General features: G+C 70.2%; 12 protein-coding genes. 7 read left to right on the top strand and 5 right to left on the bottom strand.

Translation table 11 applies throughout. From position 1 onward, the window contains the following. Positions 1–112 precede the first annotated feature (112 nt). From ACFYZA_RS05915 to ACFYZA_RS05900, 4 genes are all read left to right on the top strand, one after another. The gene (locus ACFYZA_RS05915; protein ID WP_388487583.1) at positions 113–1,324 is read left to right on the top strand and encodes a pyridoxal phosphate-dependent aminotransferase; all 1,212 of its coding nucleotides are present in this window, start codon (positions 113–115) and stop codon (positions 1,322–1,324) included. Between the two features lie 176 nt (positions 1,325–1,500). Continuing rightward, positions 1,501–2,778 (top strand): 2-isopropylmalate synthase, encoded by a 1,278-nt coding sequence (locus tag ACFYZA_RS05910; protein WP_388487582.1) that lies wholly within the window; start codon positions 1,501–1,503, stop codon positions 2,776–2,778. Between the two features lie 14 nt (positions 2,779–2,792). Continuing rightward, positions 2,793–3,518: a hypothetical protein gene (locus ACFYZA_RS05905; protein WP_388487580.1), complete on the top strand. Its 726-nt coding sequence runs from the start codon at positions 2,793–2,795 to the stop codon at positions 3,516–3,518. 148 nt (positions 3,519–3,666) lie between these two features. Continuing rightward, entirely contained in the window at positions 3,667–6,507 is a 2,841-nt protein-coding gene (locus ACFYZA_RS05900) for a M4 family metallopeptidase (protein WP_388487578.1), read from the top strand. Positions 6,508–6,568: 61 nt separating this feature from the next. On the opposite strand, the gene ACFYZA_RS05895 is transcribed toward ACFYZA_RS05900, so the two are convergent. After that, the gene (locus ACFYZA_RS05895) at positions 6,569–7,516 is read right to left on the bottom strand and encodes a helix-turn-helix domain-containing protein (RefSeq protein WP_388487575.1); all 948 of its coding nucleotides are present in this window, start codon (positions 7,514–7,516) and stop codon (positions 6,569–6,571) included. A gap of 91 nt (positions 7,517–7,607) precedes the next feature. Between ACFYZA_RS05895 and ACFYZA_RS05890 the strand changes: the two genes are divergently transcribed. Further along, positions 7,608–11,825 (top strand): S8 family serine peptidase, encoded by a 4,218-nt coding sequence (locus tag ACFYZA_RS05890; RefSeq protein ID WP_388487573.1) that lies wholly within the window; start codon positions 7,608–7,610, stop codon positions 11,823–11,825. Positions 11,826–11,978: 153 nt separating this feature from the next. On the opposite strand, the gene ACFYZA_RS05885 is transcribed toward ACFYZA_RS05890, so the two are convergent. The 3 genes from ACFYZA_RS05885 to ACFYZA_RS05875 all read right to left on the bottom strand — a co-directional run bounded on the left by ACFYZA_RS05885 (position 11,979) and on the right by ACFYZA_RS05875 (position 14,610). Next, on the bottom strand, positions 11,979–13,031 hold the full coding sequence (locus tag ACFYZA_RS05885; protein WP_388487572.1) for a glycoside hydrolase family 19 protein: 1,053 nt from the start codon (positions 13,029–13,031) through the stop codon (positions 11,979–11,981). Between the two features lie 341 nt (positions 13,032–13,372). Further along, positions 13,373–14,260, bottom strand: coding sequence for an NAD-dependent protein deacetylase (locus ACFYZA_RS05880; RefSeq protein ID WP_388487570.1), 888 nt, complete (start codon positions 14,258–14,260; stop codon positions 13,373–13,375). A 134-nt stretch (positions 14,261–14,394) separates the two neighbouring features. Then, on the bottom strand, positions 14,395–14,610 hold the full coding sequence (locus ACFYZA_RS05875; RefSeq protein WP_382589375.1) for a hypothetical protein: 216 nt from the start codon (positions 14,608–14,610) through the stop codon (positions 14,395–14,397). Between the two features lie 197 nt (positions 14,611–14,807). On the opposite strand from ACFYZA_RS05875, the gene ACFYZA_RS05870 reads away from it, so the two are divergent. Further along, positions 14,808–15,737 carry an aldo/keto reductase family oxidoreductase gene (locus ACFYZA_RS05870; protein ID WP_388487567.1) on the top strand — a complete coding sequence of 310 codons (930 nt, stop codon included), beginning with the start codon at positions 14,808–14,810 and terminating at the stop codon, positions 15,735–15,737. A gap of 133 nt (positions 15,738–15,870) precedes the next feature. Continuing rightward, a complete protein-coding gene (locus ACFYZA_RS05865; RefSeq protein ID WP_388487565.1) occupies positions 15,871–16,539 on the top strand; it encodes a class I SAM-dependent methyltransferase in 669 nt (222 codons plus the stop codon). Positions 16,540–16,587: 48 nt separating this feature from the next. Here ACFYZA_RS05865 and car read toward each other — a convergent pair whose 3' ends face one another. Further along, complete coding sequence (car, locus tag ACFYZA_RS05860; RefSeq protein ID WP_388487564.1) at positions 16,588–20,157, bottom strand: carboxylic acid reductase; 3,570 nt, start codon at positions 20,155–20,157, stop codon at positions 16,588–16,590. Positions 20,158–20,214: the final 57 nt, after the last annotated feature.

Raw genomic sequence — 20,214 nt, 5'->3', positions numbered from 1 at the left:
TTGGACATTCCAAGCTCCTACTTGGTAAAACCAAGTGAGGCAGTCGCGGTACGAGCGAGACCAGTGGGGCCCGGGCGGTCTGGGGCTCTTGAAGAACCAGGGAGGGCGCGCCATGGAGTTCCGGCAGTCGAGCAAGCTCAACGAGGTCTGTTACGAGATCCGCGGGCCGGTGATCGAGCAGGCCAACGCCCTTGAGGAGGCGGGCCACAGCGTGCTGCGCCTCAACACCGGAAATCCGGCGCTGTTCGGCTTCGAGGCACCCGAGGAAATCGTCCAGGACATGATCCGGATGCTGCCGCGGGCCCACGGCTACACCGACTCGCGCGGGGTGCTCTCCGCCCGTCGCGCGGTGGCCCAGCGCTACCAGGCGCTCGGTCTGAGCGAGGTCACGGTGGACGACGTCTTCCTCGGCAACGGAGTCTCCGAGCTGGTCTCCATGGCCGTGCAGGCACTCCTGGAAGACGGCGACGAAGTGCTCATTCCCGCCCCCGACTTCCCGCTCTGGACCGCCGTCACCACCCTCGCGGGCGGCAAGGCCGTGCACTACGTGTGCGACGAGTCGGCCGACTGGTACCCGGACCTCGACGACATGGCTGCCAAGATCACGGACCGCACCAGGGCCGTGGTCATCATCAACCCCAACAACCCGACGGGCGCGGTCTATCCGAAGGAGGTCGTCGAAGGCATCCTCGACCTCGCGCGCCGCCACCAGCTGATGGTCTTCGCGGACGAGATCTACGACCAGATCCTGTACGACGACGCCGTGCACCACTGCGCCGCGTCCCTCGCTCCCGACCTGGTCGTGCTGACCTTCTGCGGGTTGTCGAAGACGTACCGGGTGGCGGGGTTCCGTTCCGGCTGGCTCGTGGTGACCGGCCCGAAGCAGCACGCGAAGAGCTACCTGGAGGGGCTGACCATGCTCGCCTCCATGCGGCTGTGCGCCAACGCCCCGGCGCAGTACGCCATCCAGGCCGCGCTAGGCGGACGTCAGTCCATCAAGGAACTGACCGCACCGGGCGGCCGCCTCCTCGAACAGCGCGACCGCGCCTGGGAGAAGCTCAACGAGATCCCCGGCGTATCGTGCGTCAAGCCGAAGGGCGCCCTGTACGCGTTCCCCCGCATCGACCCCAAGGTGCACCCCATTCACGACGACGAGAAGTTCGTGCTCGACCTGCTGCTCCAGGAGAAGATCCAGGTCGTGCAGGGCACCGGCTTCAACTGGCCCCGCCCCGACCACTTCCGGATCCTGACCCTCCCCCACGCCGACGACCTGGACACCGCGATCAGCCGGATCGGAAGGTTCCTCAGCGGGTACCGGCAGTAGACGGTTCCGGGCCGGGGCGCCGACACAGCCGGCTCACCGCCTACCACAGTGCTCCAACTCGGCGGCCCCTTAATGATGTTGTCGCCGTGATCGTTCCCGTCCTCACATACGATCCGCTCGATCGGGATCGCACCCGTACAGGCTGCGATCGCCGTACTCGAGACGGGAGTTGAGCCGTGGCGGCTGCGGACGTGGTGCGGGAATCGGCGCGGGCCGGGCGCATGGTGTTCTTCGAGGAGTCGGCGCGGGACGGTGCGCAGGCCAAGACGTTGATGACCGCCGATTTCCGTGTGCGCCTGGCACGGGAACAGGGGGCGGTGTTCGGCGTGGACGGGCCGCGACACGTGGTGTTCGCGGCGGGCTTCCCCTCAGTGTGTGCCCAGGAGTTCGAGGCCACCCGTCAAGTAGCCCTGGAAGCACAGGAGTCGGTGAGTCCGTCGGCGATCTGCCGGGGCACGGCGCAGGACGTGCGGTTGGCCCTGAGCGCGGTGCGCGGGGCCGCGCACGCGCGCGTGATGGTCATCGTCGCGGCGTCGGAGGCGACGGCCCGCGCGTTGGTCCACACCGGGGCTCGCGACGCACTTGCCGGGGGTCTCGACGTGGTCAAGGAGGCGGTGCACCTGGCGGACGGCATCGCGGTCGACGTGTGCCTGGTGGACGCACCGCGCGCGGACCACGCTCTGGTGGCCGAATACACCGGGGCCCTGACTGCCGAGGGCGCGGGCACGATCGTGCTTGCCGACACGGTGGGAGACCTGCTGCCCGGGCAGACTCGGAAGCTGTTCCAGCAGGTCGCGGAGGGTGCGGGCGCAGAGTCGGTCCTGGTCTCGCATCTGCACAACGACCTTGGTCTGGGACTGGCGAACACCCTGGCCGCGTTGGAGTCCGGAGTGCGGGTCGCCGCCTGTTCGTGGCTCGGCATGGCCGAGCGCAGCGGGATGGTGGCCACCGAGCAGCTGCTCTTCCTGCTCGCTCACGACCCGGCCAAGGCGGCACAGGTGCTCGGGCCCGGCTGCACCCCGTGGTGGACGACGCCCGACCTGGCCCGGCTGCCGGGGATCGCGCGGATGGTGTCCGCCGAGACCGGTGTACCGCTCACCGTCACGACGCCCATCGTGGGCACCGGGGTCGCCACGATCTCCACCGGCACCCCCTTCACCCATCCCCAGACCTTCCAGCCCTTCGATCCAGAGCACCATCTGGGCCTGCCGCCGACCGTGGTCCTGACCCACCTGGCCAGCCGGCGTGTGCTGCGGGCCGTCGCCCTGCGCCTCGGGTACGACCTGCACCCGGACCACACCGGCACCGCCCTGGCCTGGGTCAAGGACCGCGCCTACCGGCTCGGCCAGGCCGTCGTCGCGGACACCGACTTCGCCACCTACCTCGAAGGCCTCACCGCCGGCACCCCCGCCTCCGTACCCGCACCCCACCCCGCATCCGCACCTGCCTCCTGAACGGACGAAATCCCATGCCGGCCATCGCCCCGCTCGACCTCGGCACCGCAGCCGACGCCCTGGCCACCGGACGGGCCGCCGTCCTGCCCAACCCCAGCCCGCTGACGTACGTCGTCGCGGCCACCGACCCGCAGGCCGTCAACAACGCCAAGGCCCGGCCCGCCGGTCAGGAGGTGGCGCTGTGGGTGCACAGCGACACCACATGGGCGGAGCTCACCTCCGCACTCGATCTGGCGCCGGCCGCCCTGGCGACGGCGCTGGTCCTGCTGCGGGTCGAACTGGTGACACTGCTCGTGCCCGTACGTGCCGACACCGCGCCACCCGCCTGGGCAGCCCCCGCCCTTCGCGACGGCCACCTCCTGCTCTTCGGCGCCCACTGGCCGCCCCTGGCCCGCCTGCTGGCGCGCTTCCCACGCCTGTACGTCAGCAGCGCCAATCGCACGGGACAGTCCCCCGCGCCCACAGCCGCCCACGCCACAGCGATGTTCGGACCCGACATCCCCGTCGCCGACGCCGACGAACTGCGCAGCACCGGCACCCCTCATGCCGCCACCACCATGCTGCGGATCGCGCCCGACGGAAGCCTCACCCACATCCGCCACGGAGCTCAGGACCGAGCCCACGGACCGGACCCGGACCGCTACCTGGCCCACCTCGACCGGGCACGAGGAGAAGGGTGCGGGTGCACCCCTGCGCCACGTGATCACGCCATCGGCCAGGAAGTGCTGCCGCACGAGTGACCGGGGCCCGCAGTCTTGGTGTGCCGCACGGCCGGAAGTCGTCCGTGCGGCCCCTGCCCCGTTGATGCCTCGGCGCATCGCCGGTTCCATGAGCACAGCCCGGCGGCGCTGTGCCGCCGGCAGGACGTGCCAGGGGGTTGGGGAGAGGATGCGGCGGTTAAGAGCGCTCTCGGTCATATCGAGGGCACAGAAGAGCGGAACATCTCGAAGAGCGAGTGCGGCGGCGCTGTTCAGCGTCGCCGCACTCGTCGTCTCGGTGGCTCCGGCCACCGCGGCCCAGGGCGCTGCGCCGCCCGGCCCCGCAGAGGTGGCCCCGGGGCAGCACACGGCGACACCCGGAATGGTGCGGGGCATCCGAGAGCAGGCCCCGGCCACGGGAAGCGCGCCCGAGGCGGCCCGCGCCTACCTCGCGGGAAAGCAGGGCCGTTACGGAATCGCTTCCCCGGAGCGGGACTTGGACCCGGTGGGCACCGTCACCGGCGGGGGCGGCCAGGAGACGGTGCGCTTCCAGCAGAAGCACCAGGGCGTGCCGGTGCTCGGCGGCCAGTACCTCGTCCGCATGGAGAAGAAGGACGGACGACGGGTCGTCACCGGCACCTCGGGTCAGTACTTCACCGGGCTGCGGACCGGCACGACGCCCGGCATCAGTGACGAACTGGCCGTCGAGCGGGCGGTCGACGCGGTCCTCACGGAGCTGCACGCGCGGAAGTTCACCCCGCGCCAGGCCGTGGCCGAGGACGAGCCGCAGCTCACCGGCACCGCACGCGGGCTGGTCGTCCTGCCGGCCGGGAACGGGGTGCTCGCCCGGCACATCACCGTACGGGGCAAGGACCCGGCGAGCGCCGAGCCGGTGTCGCGCGAGGTGTACGTCGACGCGCAGGCCGGATTTCCGGTCCTTCAGTACAGCGGGATCCAGACGTTCGGCGCACCCGCCACGGCGGCGGGCAAGAGCCCCGCACCACACCTAGCTTCCGCCACCGCTTCCGGTGTCCCGGGCTCCGGTGTCCGGCTCGACGGAAAGCCCGTCGAGCTCCAGGTGGACCGTGACGAGGCGCGCAACGCCTATGTCCTGCGCGACCGTTCACGGATCCAGGGTGACAACGTGCTCGCGACCTGGGACGCGCGCGGCAAGTGGGCGAGTGACCTCGTCGGCACCTGGCCGGAGGACATCCTGGAGGTGTCCTCCGCGACCCCGGCCTTCGGCGCCGAGGCCACCGAATCCGGCGCGGTGGACGCACACTGGGCCGCCGGCCAGGTGCACGACTACTTCAAGAACAACTACGGCCGCGACAGCCTGGACGGGCGCGGCATGACCGTCAACTCCCTGGTGGGCGTGACCGACTACGGGCAGCCGTACGTCAACGCCTTCTGGGACGGCCAGAAGATGGTGTACGGCACCGGTGACGCCGAGTACCGGCCCCTGTCGGCGGGGCTCGACGTGGTCGGCCACGAGATGACCCACGGCGTCATCGAGAACTCCGCGGGTCTCGTCTACGCGGGCCAGTCCGGCGCGATGAACGAGGCCATCGCCGACTACTTCGGCAACGCCATCGAGAACGACGCGTACGGCACCCCCACCGACAGCCCCGACTCGGGCCTCCTCGGCGAACGGCTCTGCCGGACGAAGGCGCCGCGCGCCTGCGCCCTGCGTGACCTCAACGACGGGCGGGCCACCGCCAAGTCGTTCCTCGGCGTGGGCTTCGGCACCGACAACGGCGGTGTCCACCTCAACTCGACCATCTTCTCCGGTGCGTTGTGGAACATCCGGCAGGACCTCGGCGCGAGCGTCGCCGACCACGTGGTGTACAAGGCGCTCACCGAGTACCTCACCCCGATCGACGGCTTCACGCAGGGCCGCGCCGCCGTGCTCGCGGCGGCGAAGGACCTCAAGGTTCCCGCGAGCGGCCTCAAGGCCGTACAGCGTGCTTTCAACGCCCATGGCATCACGCCGGGCTGGGAACTCGCCCTGGGCGTGGACTCCGACCAGCTCCTCGACCGGGTCAACACGACCAACTCGCGGGTTGGCGCGGGCGGCGGCTGGTGGACGGCGTCCAAGTCCGACGAGTCGGGCTCGGAGGCGTACTCGGTGTGGGCCGGGCGGGCCGACGGCAAGGGGCAGTTGAAGCTGATGAGCCCCAACGACGGGCGCTACCACGTGAATCCGGGCACTGACGGAAAGACCGTGGTGTGGCAGGCGTACGGGGCGAACGGCGTGGACATCCTGGCCCGGCCGCTCGCGGGCGGCCCGGTCCGCACCCTGTGGCACACGAGCCGGAGCGTGGGCGCCTCGACGGCCGTGGACGGCGACACCGTGGCGTTCCCCTACTACAACTACGGCGGCCGGCCCGGCATCGCCTACCTGAGTCTGAAGGACCCGGCGAACGTGGTCCAGCTCGGTGGGGGCACCTACCACCGGACGTACTTCCCGTCCGTGAGCCACGGCAAGGTCGTCTACCAGGACATGCAACGGGTACGCGGCACACCCGTCACGTACCAGTACACGACCCGTGTCGTCGACGTCGCGGCCGGTACCGACACGGTGGTCCAGCAGGCGCCCGCCGGAGCGAGCCTCGGCCCGACGGCGGTCAACGGCACCCACGTGTACTGGCTCACGGACGAGACCGACGGCGACGGCACCACGGCGTTGCGCCGGGCCGGGTTCGACGGCTCCGGCGCGGTCGACCTCAGCCCGGAGGGCGGCCGGGACTCGCTGAACGCGTACGACCTCACGGCCTCCGAGGACGCGGTGACGGTGGGAGCGCGGACGTACGACCCCGAGTACCGCAACGAGTCGCTCGCCAAGCTGTGGCAGTTCTCGGCGGGCGCGGCGCCCTCGGACGACGGCGCGCGCAAGGGCCGGGTCTCGTGCAACCGAGGTGATCAGCTCTCGGCCGCGGCGGCGGCCGGCGGCCAGGTGGTGTGGATCGACGCGACCACCGGCATCAGTCAGGTGGTGACGCGCACCCGGCCCACCGGCCGCTGCGCCTGACCGGTCGAATGGGCCCGGCGGCCCCCTCCGTCACCAGACCCGGGGGCCGCCGGGCCGCACTTCATATCCAGCCCCGCCGGGCCGCGATCACTCCCGCCTGGAAGCGGTTGGCGGCGTTCAGCTCCTCGTGGAGGCGGCTGATGCGGCGCCGCATCGTCCGTACCGACCAGCCCAACTGCCGTGCTATCGCGTCGTCCTTGAGGCCGCTGACGAGCAGGGTGAGCATCTGGCGGTCCTCCTCGCTGAGCGGGTCGTCGGCCGGGGCGTCCAGTGGGGTGGCCGTGCGCCAGCACAGTTCCCAGTAGTCGATCAGGGCGTCCAGAAGGGCGGAGGGGCGGATGACGGCGGCCCGTACGTCCGTCGTGAAGTCGAGGGAGAGCGGCATCAGGGCCAGGCGCCGGTCGGCGACGGCCAGTTTGACGCGCAGCCCCGACAGGACGCGGGCCTGCTCACCGTGGGCCACCAGATCGCGGATGTCGGCCAGGACTCCGGGCCACTCAAGGGCCTCGGGGGCGTACACCGCGCGGTAGCGGACGCCCCGGGTGAGCGCGGTCGACTCGATCGGGTTGGACGTGGTGAGGGCGTACGGCGGACGGTCGAGGGTGATGACCTCCTCGTGGGCCTCCTGTTGGAGTTGGACGAACCAGCGGCCCAACGCCTCGCCGCCGCTGATGACTTCGATCTGTTCGGATCCACCGTCCTGGGCCGTGGTGAACAGCCGGGAGAGGTCACCGGCGGCCGCGCGTACGGCGTCGAGGTCGGCGGTCCGGGACCGTACGAGGGATTCCAGCGCCGCTGCGGGCTCAATTGCCGCGTAGCGACGGCGAGTTCCGGAGAGCCGGCCCACCAGGCCGTTCTCGCGCAGCCGGTCCAGGGCGCGGGCGGCCCGCTCGGGGGAACAGGACAGCTCGTGGGCCAACTCCCCCGGCGAGGCGGTGTGGTGGACGAGGATCGCCCGGTAGACGCTCTCGTCGAACGGGTCGATTCCGGCGGCGGTCAGCTGGGGCATGGACCGGATCCTGGCCCGTATGTGCCAGGGGCAGCAATGGGCCACGCCAAATCGTTGTCTGGACCACTGGATTCCGATTACTTGGTCCAGCATGACCCCTCGAAGAACCCTCACCGCCGCGCTCACGGCCGCCGTCCTCGGCGGCCTGCTGTCCGCGGCGCCGCAGTCCGCCGGCGCGGACCCGCGACAGGACCCCGAGCAGCGCGTCATCGTCACGCTGTCCGGGGAAGCCGCCGCCTCGGGCCGGGGCGCCCTGCGCTCCACCGACGCCCGCGACGTCGGCACGGAGCGCGCCGCCCTCGCCGCCCGCCAGCAGACGTTCCTCGACCGGGCCAGGGGCGCCGGCCTGCACCCCCTCGCGCCACGGAAGCTGAACCTCGTGCTCAACGCGGTCGCGGTGACCGTGAAGACCTCCGAGGTCGCCGCGCTGAAGCAGGTGCCCGGGGTCGCATCCGTGGCCCCCGACACCAAGATGCACGTCCTCACCGATGCGAGCGTGCCGCTGGTCAACGCTCCCCAGGTGTGGCAGCGCAAGGACCCGGCGGGCAACGGCGCCGACGGGAAGGGCACCACCGTCGCCGTCCTCGACAGCGGTGTGGACTACACCCACCCCGACCTCGGCGGCGGTTTCGGCGAGGGCCACAAGGTCGTCGGCGGGTACGACTTCGCCAACGGCGACAGCGACCCCATGGACGACAACGGGCACGGCACCCACGTCGCCGGCATCATCGCCGGCAAGGCCGCGGCGAAGGACGGCGTCACCGGCGTCGCGCCGGGCGCGAGCATCCTCGCGTACAAGGTCATGGACGACGCCGGGGAGGGCTACACGTCCGACATCGTGGCCGGTATCGAGGCCGCGATCGACCCGGCCAACCCTCACCGCGCGGACGTCATCAACATGAGCCTCGGCGGCCCGGGCGACGGCACCGACCCGCTCGGCGCGGCCGCAACGGCCGCCGTCGCGGCGGGCGTTGTCGTCGTCGCCTCCGCCGGCAACGAAGGTCCGGGCAGCGGCACCGTCAGCACTCCGGCCGCCGCCGACGGCGTCATCGCGGTGGGCGCCTCCATCAGAGGTCTGCGCATACCCGGCGCCGCCTACAAGGGCGGCGAGAAGATCCAGGCCTACCGGGGACTCGTCTCCGCGAACCCGCCCGTGAAGCCCGTCACCACCCAGCTCGTCGACGTCGGCCGGGGCACCCCGGAGGACTGGGACAAGGCCGGGGACGTCAAGGGCAAGGCCGTCCGCGTCGACATGCTGGTCGCCCAGTCCGCCCAGGACCTCTACCTGAGCGAGATCGAGATGGCGCGCGAGGCGGAGCGGCGCGGAGCGGTCGCCCTGTTCGGCGGTCCGTCCGGGAGCGGCGGCCCGGTGTTCGCCGCACCGCGGTCCCAGGAGCAGGAGCGGCCCCGCTCCCCCGCTCCCGACGGCTCCGTACCGCTCGTAGCGGGGACCTCCCTCAAGGACTCCGGCGACTCACTGCGCATGGACAGCATGATCATGCTGGGCATGGACTCCACCCAGTACGCCGAACTCGGCCGCCGCCTCGCCAAGGGCAGGGTCGAGGTGACGATCACCGGCACGGACGTCACCGACCAGATGGCCTCGTTCTCCTCACGCGGCCCCGACCAGCGGTGGGACCTGAAGCCGGATCTGGTCGCGCCCGGCTACGACATCCGCTCCACCATCCCCAAGTCCCTTTACGCGCCGGGCTATTACCGCATGTCGGGCACGTCGATGGCGGCGCCCCACGTCGCGGGCGCGGCCGCCCTGCTGCGCCAGCTGCACCCGGGCGAGGCCCCCCAGAAGGTCACCTCCGAGCTGGTGGGCTCCACCAAGCGGCTGGGGGACTACGGCACGACCACCGTCGGCTCCGGCCGCCTCGACGTCGCCGCGGCCGCCGACACGGCGGACACCGGCATCACCACCACGCCGGCGAGCCTCTCCTACGGACTCGCCGACCTCGCCACGCACGCCGTGGGCGGCAGCAGGAAGCTCACCGTCACCAACTCCGGCACCAAGCCCCGCACGGTCCGGCTGAAGGCGAGCGGCAAGGCCGGTGTCAGCCCTGCCACCCTGCGCGTCCCGGCGGGCGGCAGCGCCACGGCGACCGTGACCCTGCGGGCCGACCGTCCGGCGGGCGAGGCCGAGATCACCGGCGTCGTCACCGTCACCCCGGAACACGGCGCCGCCCTGCGCGTCCCGTACCTCCTGGTCGTACGGCAGCTGTTCCTCCAGGCCGGCCCCGACCCGAGCGACGGCACCTCCACCGCCGTCGTCATCACCCCGGCCCCGCTCGCCAAGCCGCCCGTCCTGACCGTCACCCCGCCGCACGGCAGGCCCTACACGGTCACCACCGCGCTCCGCTCCGGGAACGCCTACGAGGCACAGATCACCGGGCGCGGAGTCGGCGCCCATCTGGTCGCCGCGACCGCCCGCACCACCGACGGCAAAGTCCTGACCAGCAACCAGGACGGCTTCGAGGTCACTCCCGAGGACAGCCGCCGTTCCCGCTGGCAGCCCGTCGGACCCAATGCGCAGAGCGGCGACATCACCACCGCGCCGAGCGCGCCCGGCGCCGCCGTCCTCACCCAGTACGACAAGCTCGGCCCCTGGTCGACCACGGACAACGGTGCCACCTGGCAGCAGCACACCCGGCTTCCGCTGGGTGACGCCGACGGCCGGACCTTCACCGCCATCGACCCGAAGAACGCCAAGCGCTGGTGGTACGCCTCCAACAGCAGGTCCGGCATCCCCCGCAAGGGCTCGGTCCTGCGCACCGAGGACGGCGGCCGCACCTGGCAGACCCTCAACACCCCGGACGCGTACCTCACCGGCTTCCTCACCGACGAGGCCGGCAAGACCCTCGTCGCCGTCACCGCCACCGACCTCTTGATCAGCAAGAACGGCGGCGACACCTGGACCACCGAGCCGCTCGGCATCCCCGTCGACGCGGTCTACGACGTGGCGATCGGCGGCGACAGCCTCTACTTCTCGGCGGGCAAGTCGCTCTGGAAGCGCGACGGCTTGTCCTCGGGCAGGCCCGGCAAGGCCACCAAGGTCTACGAATCCACCGGCGGCCGCACCTCCGTCACCGTCGTCGCGGACAGCCAGGTCGTGGCGATCCACGAGATCGGCTCGGGCATCGTCGGCTCCTTCGACGGCGGCAGGAGCTGGGCCACACTGGACGACCACGGCTACGGCGCCTCGGGTATGACCCTCACCGGGGGCGACATGTACGTCGGCTACGGCAAGGACATCAGGGTCGGCCGCGACCACGGGCGCCGGTGGAGCACCATCCCGTCCGTGAACAAGGCCTCCACCACCTCCGACTTCGACCGCTGGGCCGACGGTTCGCTGACCGTGTCAACGGACGCCGCCGGTGTCTACCGGGGCACCGCCGACGGCAAGGACTACCACCGCCTCGGTGTCCAGGGCGGCACCGTCAACTCCCTTGCCGTCAGCGGCGATCAGCTGCTCGCGGCCGGCATCCAGGGCACCCACCGGGCGGCGCTGCCGGTCGCCGGCGCGGAGTGGGGGACCACCGGCGGCGAGGGCATGATCGGCGTCGAGACGCGGCTGCTGCAGACCTCGGCCAAGAACTCGCGGATCGTGTGGCGGGTGCGCTACGGCGCCTGGGGCGACTTCCATCTGCAGCGCAGCGGCGACGCGGGCGCCACCTGGCAGGAGAAGGGCGAGAGCAACGGCACGGTGTTCGCCATGGCCGTGCACCCCGCCGACCCCGACCGCGTGTACGTCTCGTACAGCAATCTGCAGGGCACGGGCCTCTTCTCCACCGAGGACGGCGGCGCCACCTGGAAGAACCTGCTCAACGACCGGACGTACTTCACCGCCGTCGCCGGCGACCCGAAGAACCCCGACCGGCTGTGGCTCGGTGCTCCCGACGGGCTGTACCGATCGGACAACGGCGGCGACGACATCACCAAGGTCGCCGACGGCCGCGTCGACACCATCGAGTTCGCGGGCCCGACGATGCTGACCGGCGGTGACGCGATCAAGGTCTCCACGGATGGCGGCCGCACCTTCCGCACCGGCGACACCGGTCAACTGCCGCTCCGCGTCAGCGATCTGCTCCAGATCGGCGGCACTCTCTACGCGGCCACCACCAGCTACTGGGACGCGGCCCTGCCGCGCGGCGGCCGGGGAGTCCTGCGCTCCACCGACGGCGGCCGCAGCTGGCAGAACATCTCCAACGGCCTGCAGAACCTGAACGCCACCAGCCTGGCGACCGCCGGCGGCTGGCTGTACGTGGGCACGGTGCAAGGAGGTGTGCACCGGCTGAAGCTGTGAACACGCACACCTGATCACGGGGAGGGGCGCGGGCTACCAGGGGCCGCCATCTCTCCCCGTGATGACGGCGAGGCCGAATGCGCGTACCCAGCACGGGACTTGACGTGCCCCGCTCGCCTGGAGCGGGGCACGTCGGTCACACTTACGGTCCGGTCAGCAGCTCAGGTTGTTGCCCGCGGGCACCCCGAGGATCGACACGAAGCTCTGATACGCGTTGATCCGGCTCTGCACCTGGGCGGGATTGCCGCCGTTGCACTCGATGCTGCCGTTGATGCTGCGGATGGTCTCACCGAAGCCGGCGCCGTTGACCATGGCGTTGTGCGGGGTCATGGTGCCGGGGCCGTTCTGGGTGTTCCAGTACCACAGGCCGGTCTTCCAGGCGATCGCCGAGTCGGTCTGGACGAGGTTCGGGTTGTTGAGCAGGTCGATGCCGAGCGCGTCGCCCGCCGCCTTGTAGTTGAAGTTCCAGCTCAGCTGGATCGGACCACGCCCGTAGTAGGCGGACTGGCCGGCCGGGCAGCCGTAGGGCTGGGTCGTGTCGCAGTAGTGCGAGTAGTTGGCGGTGTTCTGCTCGACGATGTAGACGAGGCCGCCGGTCTCGTGGCTGACGTTGGCGAGGAAAGCCGCGGCCTCCTGCTTCTTGACCGTGTCGCTGCCGGTGTTCGCGAAGCCCGGGTACGCGCTGAGCGCCGCGGTCAGACCGCTGTAGGTGTAGAACGAGTTCCGGTTCGGGAACATCTGGTTGAACTGGGCCTCGCTCACCACGAAGGAGCCGTTGGACGGCGGATTCGTCGGGCCGCCGCCGCAGTTGTACGGGTCCCAGAACCAGGTGCTGATGACGGGGTCGTAGCCGGGGTTGTCGTGCTCGGCGATGTAGTAGTTGCCGTCCGTGTACCTGACGATGTCACCGGCCACATAGGCGTGGCCCGCCGCCCAAGCCGGGTAGTCACAGCTTCCACCGGTGCCGCCCGAGCCCCCTCCGCAGGCCCCCTGGTCGGCCCAGACAGCGGCAGCGCCGGGCGTCTCGCCCTGAGTCCACCACTTGGCCTGCCAGTTGTGACTGTTGTACGAGGCCGACGTACCACCGGTGTAGACGGACGAGGAATTCCAGGCGCCCGCGCAGGTGGCGGCGGCGGAGGCGGTGGATGCCAGTGGCACGAGGACGGCTAGTCCTACCGCGACCGCGAGCGCGGTGAGAAGAGCCATGAGCCGTTGTCTCGACACGCGACCACTCCTTCTAGGAGTCGAGTGGGATCTGGGCAGACTCAAGCGGAATGGCCTGCACCTGTCAAGGTCCAGACCATTCCGCGTCCACCGGCGTCACGAGCGGGCAGCGGGGAACGGCACGGCGAGCGTCACAGGACACCGCGCGGTCGCGCATCGCCGGGCGGGCAAGGGGTGTTGAAGGCTGAGCCGCCGTGGCCTGCGGCGTTCATCTGGCTGAGGACGCGGAGGTGTGGCTCTTCCCTGCGGCCGCCGCGCACGGGCGGACGCCCACCTGGTGAGCAACGGCGAGAACCCTGGGCCGGCCCCCGTGACCAGAAGACCTAGTCGGGGACGGTGATACCGAGGCGGTCCGCGACGGTGGTGAGGGCCGCTCCGAGCGGGAGCGCGACGCGCGTGACGGCGTGCTGGTCGCCCCGGGTCGGATCCCGGTTGACGATCAGCACCGGCCGGTCTGCCTGAGCCGCCTGGCGGACGAACCGGAGTCCGGACATCACGGTCAGGGAGGAACCCAGGACCAGCAGCGAGGACGCCTCGCGGACCAGCGTGCGGCAACGTTCGACCCGCTCCGGCGGCACGGTCTCGCCGAAGAACACCACGTCCGGCTTGAGGATGCCGCCGCAGCGCTCGCAGGGCACCACGCGGAAGTCCTTGACCTGCTCGTCGGTGAGGTCGGCGTCACCGTCCGGGTTGACGGCGGCTGCCACCGGCTCGAAGCCCACGTTGGCCTCCTCCAGGCGCGTCGCCAGTTCGCGGCGCGGGCTGAAGGCACCGCAGGAGAGGCAGACGACCCGGTCCAGACTGCCGTGGAGCTCCACGACGTCCTGGCTCCCCGCGGCCTGGTGCAGGCCGTCGACGTTCTGGGTGATCACACCCGAGAGCAGGCCGTGCCGCGCGAAGGCCGCCACGGCCCGGTGCCCGGCGTTGGGGCGGGCGCGGCCGAAGGTGCGCCACCCGAGATGGCTGCGCGCCCAGTACCGGCGCCGGGCCTGAGCGCCGGCCGTGAAGTCCTGGTAGGTCATCGGGGTGTGCCGGCTCAGGCTCCCGCCCTCGCCCCGATAGTCCGGGATGCCCGACTCCGTGGAGATGCCGGCCCCGCTGAGTACCAGCACGCCGCCGGCGCTCAGCGCATCGACGACCGGCCCCAGATCCGTGGTGCCCGGCGAGAGCTCCCCGGTGGGGGTCCAGTTCAGAGTGGGACGCATGCGCATGCGTCCAGGGTACGGAATGGGCCGCCATCACCTGGAACACGCGGCATCGGTTCCCCACCGGACGGCGTCACGGCAGGTTCCTGCCGCGCCGCACCAGTGCCGCTGGATCAGGCGCACGCCGACCGCGACGGCATCTAGTCAGCGCCGACGTGCTTGCCCGGTTCGATGATCATGTCGAGCACCGATCGCACCACCGTGAACGCCCTCGCCGTCTCGGCATTCACGGAGGCCTCGCCCGACTCGGAGGCAACGTCAGCCCGAGAGAGGAGCCGGTCCTCCTGCTGGATCGCCCAGTCGCGTGCGCCGCGAATGCGCCTCAAGAGTTCATCTGCGTCCACCACGTCAGCCATACGCGATTTCTACCCACAGGGGCTCCGCGATAGGCACGAGGGACGGGTACGGGCGGGATCCGCCCGTGGCGGCCGACGCGGGTACCCGGGCGAGCGGGTACGCGAAGGCTCTCGCCGACGCCCCTGCCTTCGGCCGCACGGACATTCCCGGCCGGGGCGGGGAGCGGTGGCGAGAGGATTCGGACAGGATGGTCACCATGAAGACCATCGCCTTCCCTCAGACCGAACTGCGGGCCTCCAACGTCGTCCTGGGCCTGATGCGTATCGCCGAACTCGAGGACGAGGACATCCGCACCCTCTACGGCAGCGCACGGGACGCCGGCATCAACACCTTCGATCACGCCGACATCTACGGACCCTCACGCCACGCGTGTGAGGAGCGCTTCGGACAGGCCGTCAAACTGTCCGCCGCCGAGCGCGAGTCGATCGTCATCCAGAGCAAGGTCGGCATCCGGCCCGGCTTCTTCGACTTCTCGAAGGAGCACATCGTGCGCACCGTCGAGGAGTCGCTGGCGGCCCTGCGCACCGACTACCTCGACGTCCTCCTGCTGCACCGCCCGGACACTCTCGTCGAGCCCGCGGAGGTGGCCGAGGCCTTCGAGGAACTGCACGCGGCCGGGAAGGTCGTGAACTTCGGGGTCTCCAACCACACACCGGGACAGATCGAGCTGCTGAAGACCGCGGTACAGCGGCCACTGGTGGCCAATCAGGTCCAACTGAGCATCACCCACTGCCCGTTGATCGCCACGGGCATCGCGGCGAACATGGGCGGGCTCGACCAGTCGCTCGACCGCGACAACGGCCTGCTCGACTACTCGCGGTTGCACGGCATGACGCTGCAGGCATGGTCGCCGTTCCAGAAGGGGTTCTTCGACGGGGTCTTCATCGGCGACGTCGAGCACTACCCGGAGCTGAACTCCGTTCTCGACGAGCTGGCGGCGGCCTACGGAGTGACTCCGACAGGTATCGCCGTCGCCTGGATCACGCGCCATCCGGCGAACATGCAGGTGGTACTGGGCACCACCAATCCGGGCCGGGTCGCCGAGTCCGCGGCGGGCTCGGAGATTCCGCTCACCCGCGAGGAGTGGTACCGCCTCTTCAGCGCCGCCGGCCACGTGATCCCCTGAGCGCACACACGGCGTGAGCGGCACAGAGCCGCGCTTCCCCGTCTCTGTCCTGGAGGGTTGAGGACGGAGAGACTGAGGACAGAGACCATGTACGCGAACGGCAGCGCACGAGTGACGGACCGGAGGAGCCGACGTGACCGACGAGGATCGCAGCCCGCACCAGCCTGCTCAGGCGCTGTTCGACGTGCTGGGAATCGCTTACGAGGAGGCGTTCGCCGCTTCCGAGGCACACCACGCGTCGTTGCGGTGGCTGCTCGACGAGGTTGCCCCCGGAAGCCGGGTCCTCGACGTCGGCAGTGGGACGGGCCGTCCCACTGCCGAGACGCTCACTGCCGCGGGGCACGATGTGCTCGGCATCGACATCTCCCCCGTCATGGTCGAGCTCGCCACCCGGCAGGTGCCCGGAGCCGAGTTCCGGTGCGCGGACATCCGTGCCGTCCCGCTGAGCGACGCTTCATTCGACGCCGTATGCGTCTACTTCGCTCTGCTGCAGATGTCGCGCGAGGAGCAAGCGCACCTCGTGGCCCGGCTCGCACGTGCGGTGAAGCCCGGCGGCCAGGTGGCTCTGGCGACCGTGCCCGTGGACGCCGAGGGGGTCGAGGTCGTCTTCATGGACCAGCCCGTACGCGCGACGAGCTTTGCCCGCGACGACTTCGTCGCCATGGTCACCCGCGCGGGCCTGACCGTACGGGCCGAGCAGTCCCTGATGTTCACCCCGGCCCGTCCCGGCGCCGAGCCGGAACCGCATCTGTTCCTGCACTGCCGGCGAGACCGGGTGCCCGGCACTTCCGACAGCAGCTAGTCCCAGCGCGATGCCGGGTCGGCGGCGGCCGGTTGTTCCCTGCCGTCGTCACAGGAGGTGCCGCGCTTGAAGATCTGCGACGTACTTGTCGATCAAGTCCCGTGTCAGGTGCGGAATGTCGTGCTCGTTGTTGAGCTTCGCCCTTCGGACCGCCGCGCGGAATTCGTGTGCCGGCAAGGCGGAGCCCGGCAGGTGCGCTTGGGGCTGGGCGAAGGCGTGGAGCAGGGGGAGCACGGAGTGCCGCTTCTGGCGGTCGGGCAGGCGCAGCATGGCGGTCTCGAAGCGCTGGAGCCATTCGTCGTAGTCGTCGACGCGAGTGAGGGGGTGGCCGGCGGCCGCCAGCCAGTCGATGAAGGTGTCCAGTGAGATTCCGTCGTCGTGCGGGTTCACGACGTTGAAGGTCCGGTACCCCGTCCGTGTGCTGTCGCCGAGGGAGGCCATGGCCTGCGCGGTGAAGTCGACGGGAAGCGCGTCGTAGTGCGCGCTGCCGTCACCGCTGCCCGGCCCGTAGAAGCTGCCCGGCGCTATCCCGGTGGCCAGCACGCTGACCAGGAGTCGTGTGAAGACGTCGGGGATGTTGACCTGGCCCCGGTAGCGCGGGTGGGCGAGGATGAGGTTGGAGCGGAAGACCGCGACCGGCAGGCCGAACGTGTGGTGGGCCTCGCGCAGAAGCACTTCGCCCGCCCATTTGCTGGCCGCGTAGCCGTTCGCGTACGCGTCGTCGATCGCGCGTTCCGGGCAGGCCGCGCGGATGTCGGACGTCTCGTCGGCTGCCGCCGGGGAGTCGAAGGCGACGGCGACCGTGGAGATGAAGGTGAACTGCTTGAGCCGGGAGGTGACCGCCAGCTTGATCAGTTCTGCCGTACCCAGCACGTTGGGCCCGAACAACTGGCCATAGGGCAGGACGTGGTTGACCAGTGCCGCCGGGTGGACGATCAGGTCCACGGTCTCGGCGAGCCGCTGCCAGGTCCGCTCGTCGAGCCCGAGGCCGGGCTCCCCCACGTCGCCGGCGATCACTTCCAGGTGGTCCCTGGCCAATTCGTCGTAGTGGGCGCGGAGTTGGGGGTCGCCGCTGTCGAAGGCCGCGTCCAGCCGTGCACGGGCCAGCTCATTGGTCTTCCCGCGCACGACGCACACCACGGTCCCATCGCGTTCCGCGACGCGCTGGAGCCATTCGAGACACAGGAATCGACCCAGATAGCCGTTGGCGCCGGTCAGCAGGACGGTCCGCGCTTCTGGCGTCCGCGCTTCTGGCAGCGGACCGGACGGCCTGCCGGGACTGTTCAAGTGGGTGGGGTCAAAGAACGCGTCCAGGCTCAGGTCCTCGGCGACGAGCCGGGTCACGTCCTTTCCATGGACGGTGTCGGCGGTCGGTCGCGGGCGCTGCGATGCCCGCGCCCGCTCGATGTGCTCGGCCACCTGTTGGAGGGTGTTGACCGGGTTGATGATGACGTCGACGGGGACGTCGACACGGTAGATCTCCTTGAGCAACTGGGAGTACGCCACCGCCGAAAGGCTGTCTCCGCCCAGTTCATGGAAGTGCGTTCCGCTCTGTACGTCGCCCTCCTGGTGCCCCAGCAGCGCAAGGGCCGCCTGGCGGACCGTGTCCAGTACCGGGTGGTCCGGTCCGGTCCGGCGCAACGCGCCGAGTCGGTCACTCTCACGGTCGGTGATGTCGGTGTACAGCGCTTCGAGCCGCTCGCCATAGTGGCGCGTGAGAGCGGGCCGCAGAGGCTTGCGAAGCCCGGAGAGCAGACCGTTCTCCTGACTGAACGGCTCCACCTCGACGAGGAAGTCCCTTGGAATCTCATGGGAGTTGAGGCCACTCTGCGCGGCCGCCTCCCGCAGGGATTCACGCAGGGCCGTCCTGAGACCGTCGGTGTCTCCACGGACATCGGCGACTGCCTGTTCGGTGGGCACGATGACGGCGAGCAGGTAGGGACGGGTGCTGTTGGCGTACAGGAAGACCTGCCGGACGAGCGGGCTGCCGGCGAAGACGCCTTCCAGACGGGAAACGGCCACGAACTCGCCCTGCGACAGCTTCAGAACGCTGGAACGACGGTCCACATAGGCCAGTTGATCGCCTCCGGTGCGGGCCATGATGTCGCCCGTACGGTAGAAACCTTCCTCGTCGAAGGCCTGCGCTGTGGCGTCCGGCCTTCGGTAGTAGCCGGGAACGAGCCGGTCGGACTTGATCAGCAGCTCACCCCTGGGGTGAGGCAAGTCGGTTCCGGAGTAGCCCAGTTCGGGCACGTCCACCAGCTTGTGTGCGGTCACCGGCGGGCTCAGGATCCGGCCGTCCAGGGAGATGATCCCGGCTTCCGTCGACCCGTAACCGTCGAGGATCCGCACCTGTAGACAGCTCTCGGCGAACGTCTTCATTTCCGTGCTGAGGGGTGCCGAGGCGTTGACGGCCCACAGGAGGCGGCCTCCCACGGTCTTCTCCCGCAACTCCGCTTTGACCGCGTCGGCAGCGACAGTCCCGCCCTCTTCGCCGCTCTCGCTGTCCACACCGGCCAACTCGGTCCGGTAGCGCTGGAAGAGCATGTCGCAGATGCGGGGCACCATGATGAGTTCGGTGGGCCGGACCAGGGCCAGATCCTCGAAGAACGTCGACAAGTCGCTCGACGCCGTGAAGTAGGCGATGCCGCCCCTGGCCAGCGTGCTGAACAGCACCCCGCGTCCCACCATGTGGCTCAACGGCATGAAGTTGAGAACGATGGAGGGCCGCGCCTGTTGGTCGGGGACGAAGTCGACCCAGAAGTTCTTGGCCAGACGCTCGGTGTACATGGCGCCCTTGGGGGTGCCCGTACTCCCCGAGGTGTAGATCAGCGTGTTGAGTGCGTCCGCCCCCGCCGTCTGCCGGAAGCGAGGAGCCGTCGGCAGAGTCCTTCCACGGGCAATGACGGATGCCAGCGTGTCCAATGTGACGCCGTGGCCCTGCGCCGCGAGTTGGCTGCTCGCACGATCCATCAACTCCCGCTGTGCGGAATTGTCTTGACGATGCCTCAGAACGACGATTCTGCGCAGCGAAGGGGCGTCCGCCGCGACCTGTAGTGCGACTTCGAGATGCGCCACGTCGACGGCCAGCACACGCGGGGCGGCCTGCGCGACGATGGGCGCCAGGTGGGCGGCGGTCGCACCGGCCGGCAGGGGTACGCATACGGCGCCTGACCGGATACACGCCAGATCCACCACGGCGTACTCGGCGCTCGCAGGGCCGAGCAGCGCGACGAAATCGCCCGGCCCGAGGGGCTCTGCGGGGTGATGAACCCACTCGGAGGCCACGGCGCCCACACGTTCCCACAGCTCGCCGTAGGTGACCGTGTCGAACCGCTCCAGCAGGCGCATCTCGGTGCGCCCCGTCTCCGGGTCGGTGACCGCCTCCACGGCACGTTCGCCCAGGGCGGGGCGGTCCGCATAACTCTCCATGACGGTGGCCACGAGTTCGGCGAGCGTCAGCTCCGGCTCACGCAGTGCGTCGGTGACGGAGTCCAGGGGCGCGGCGTCGCGAAACTGCGGGTCCCTCGCGTATAAGGACGCGCTGTGCCGCGCGGTGCGTAGGTCGAGTTCAGCGGTGCGTAGGTCGAGTTCAGAGGTCAACGGATGTGCGGACATGCCTGTGTGGTTTCCTGTCGCGCTGGTGGGATGAGGAAGGCTGGCGCCGGTTTCCGC

The organism is Streptomyces sp. NPDC001828, from assembly GCF_042892175.1.
GTDB lineage: Bacteria > Actinomycetota > Actinomycetes > Streptomycetales > Streptomycetaceae > Streptomyces.
The sequence above is the reverse complement of the archived record's forward strand: the minus strand, read 5'-3'. Positions and strand labels throughout refer to the sequence as shown.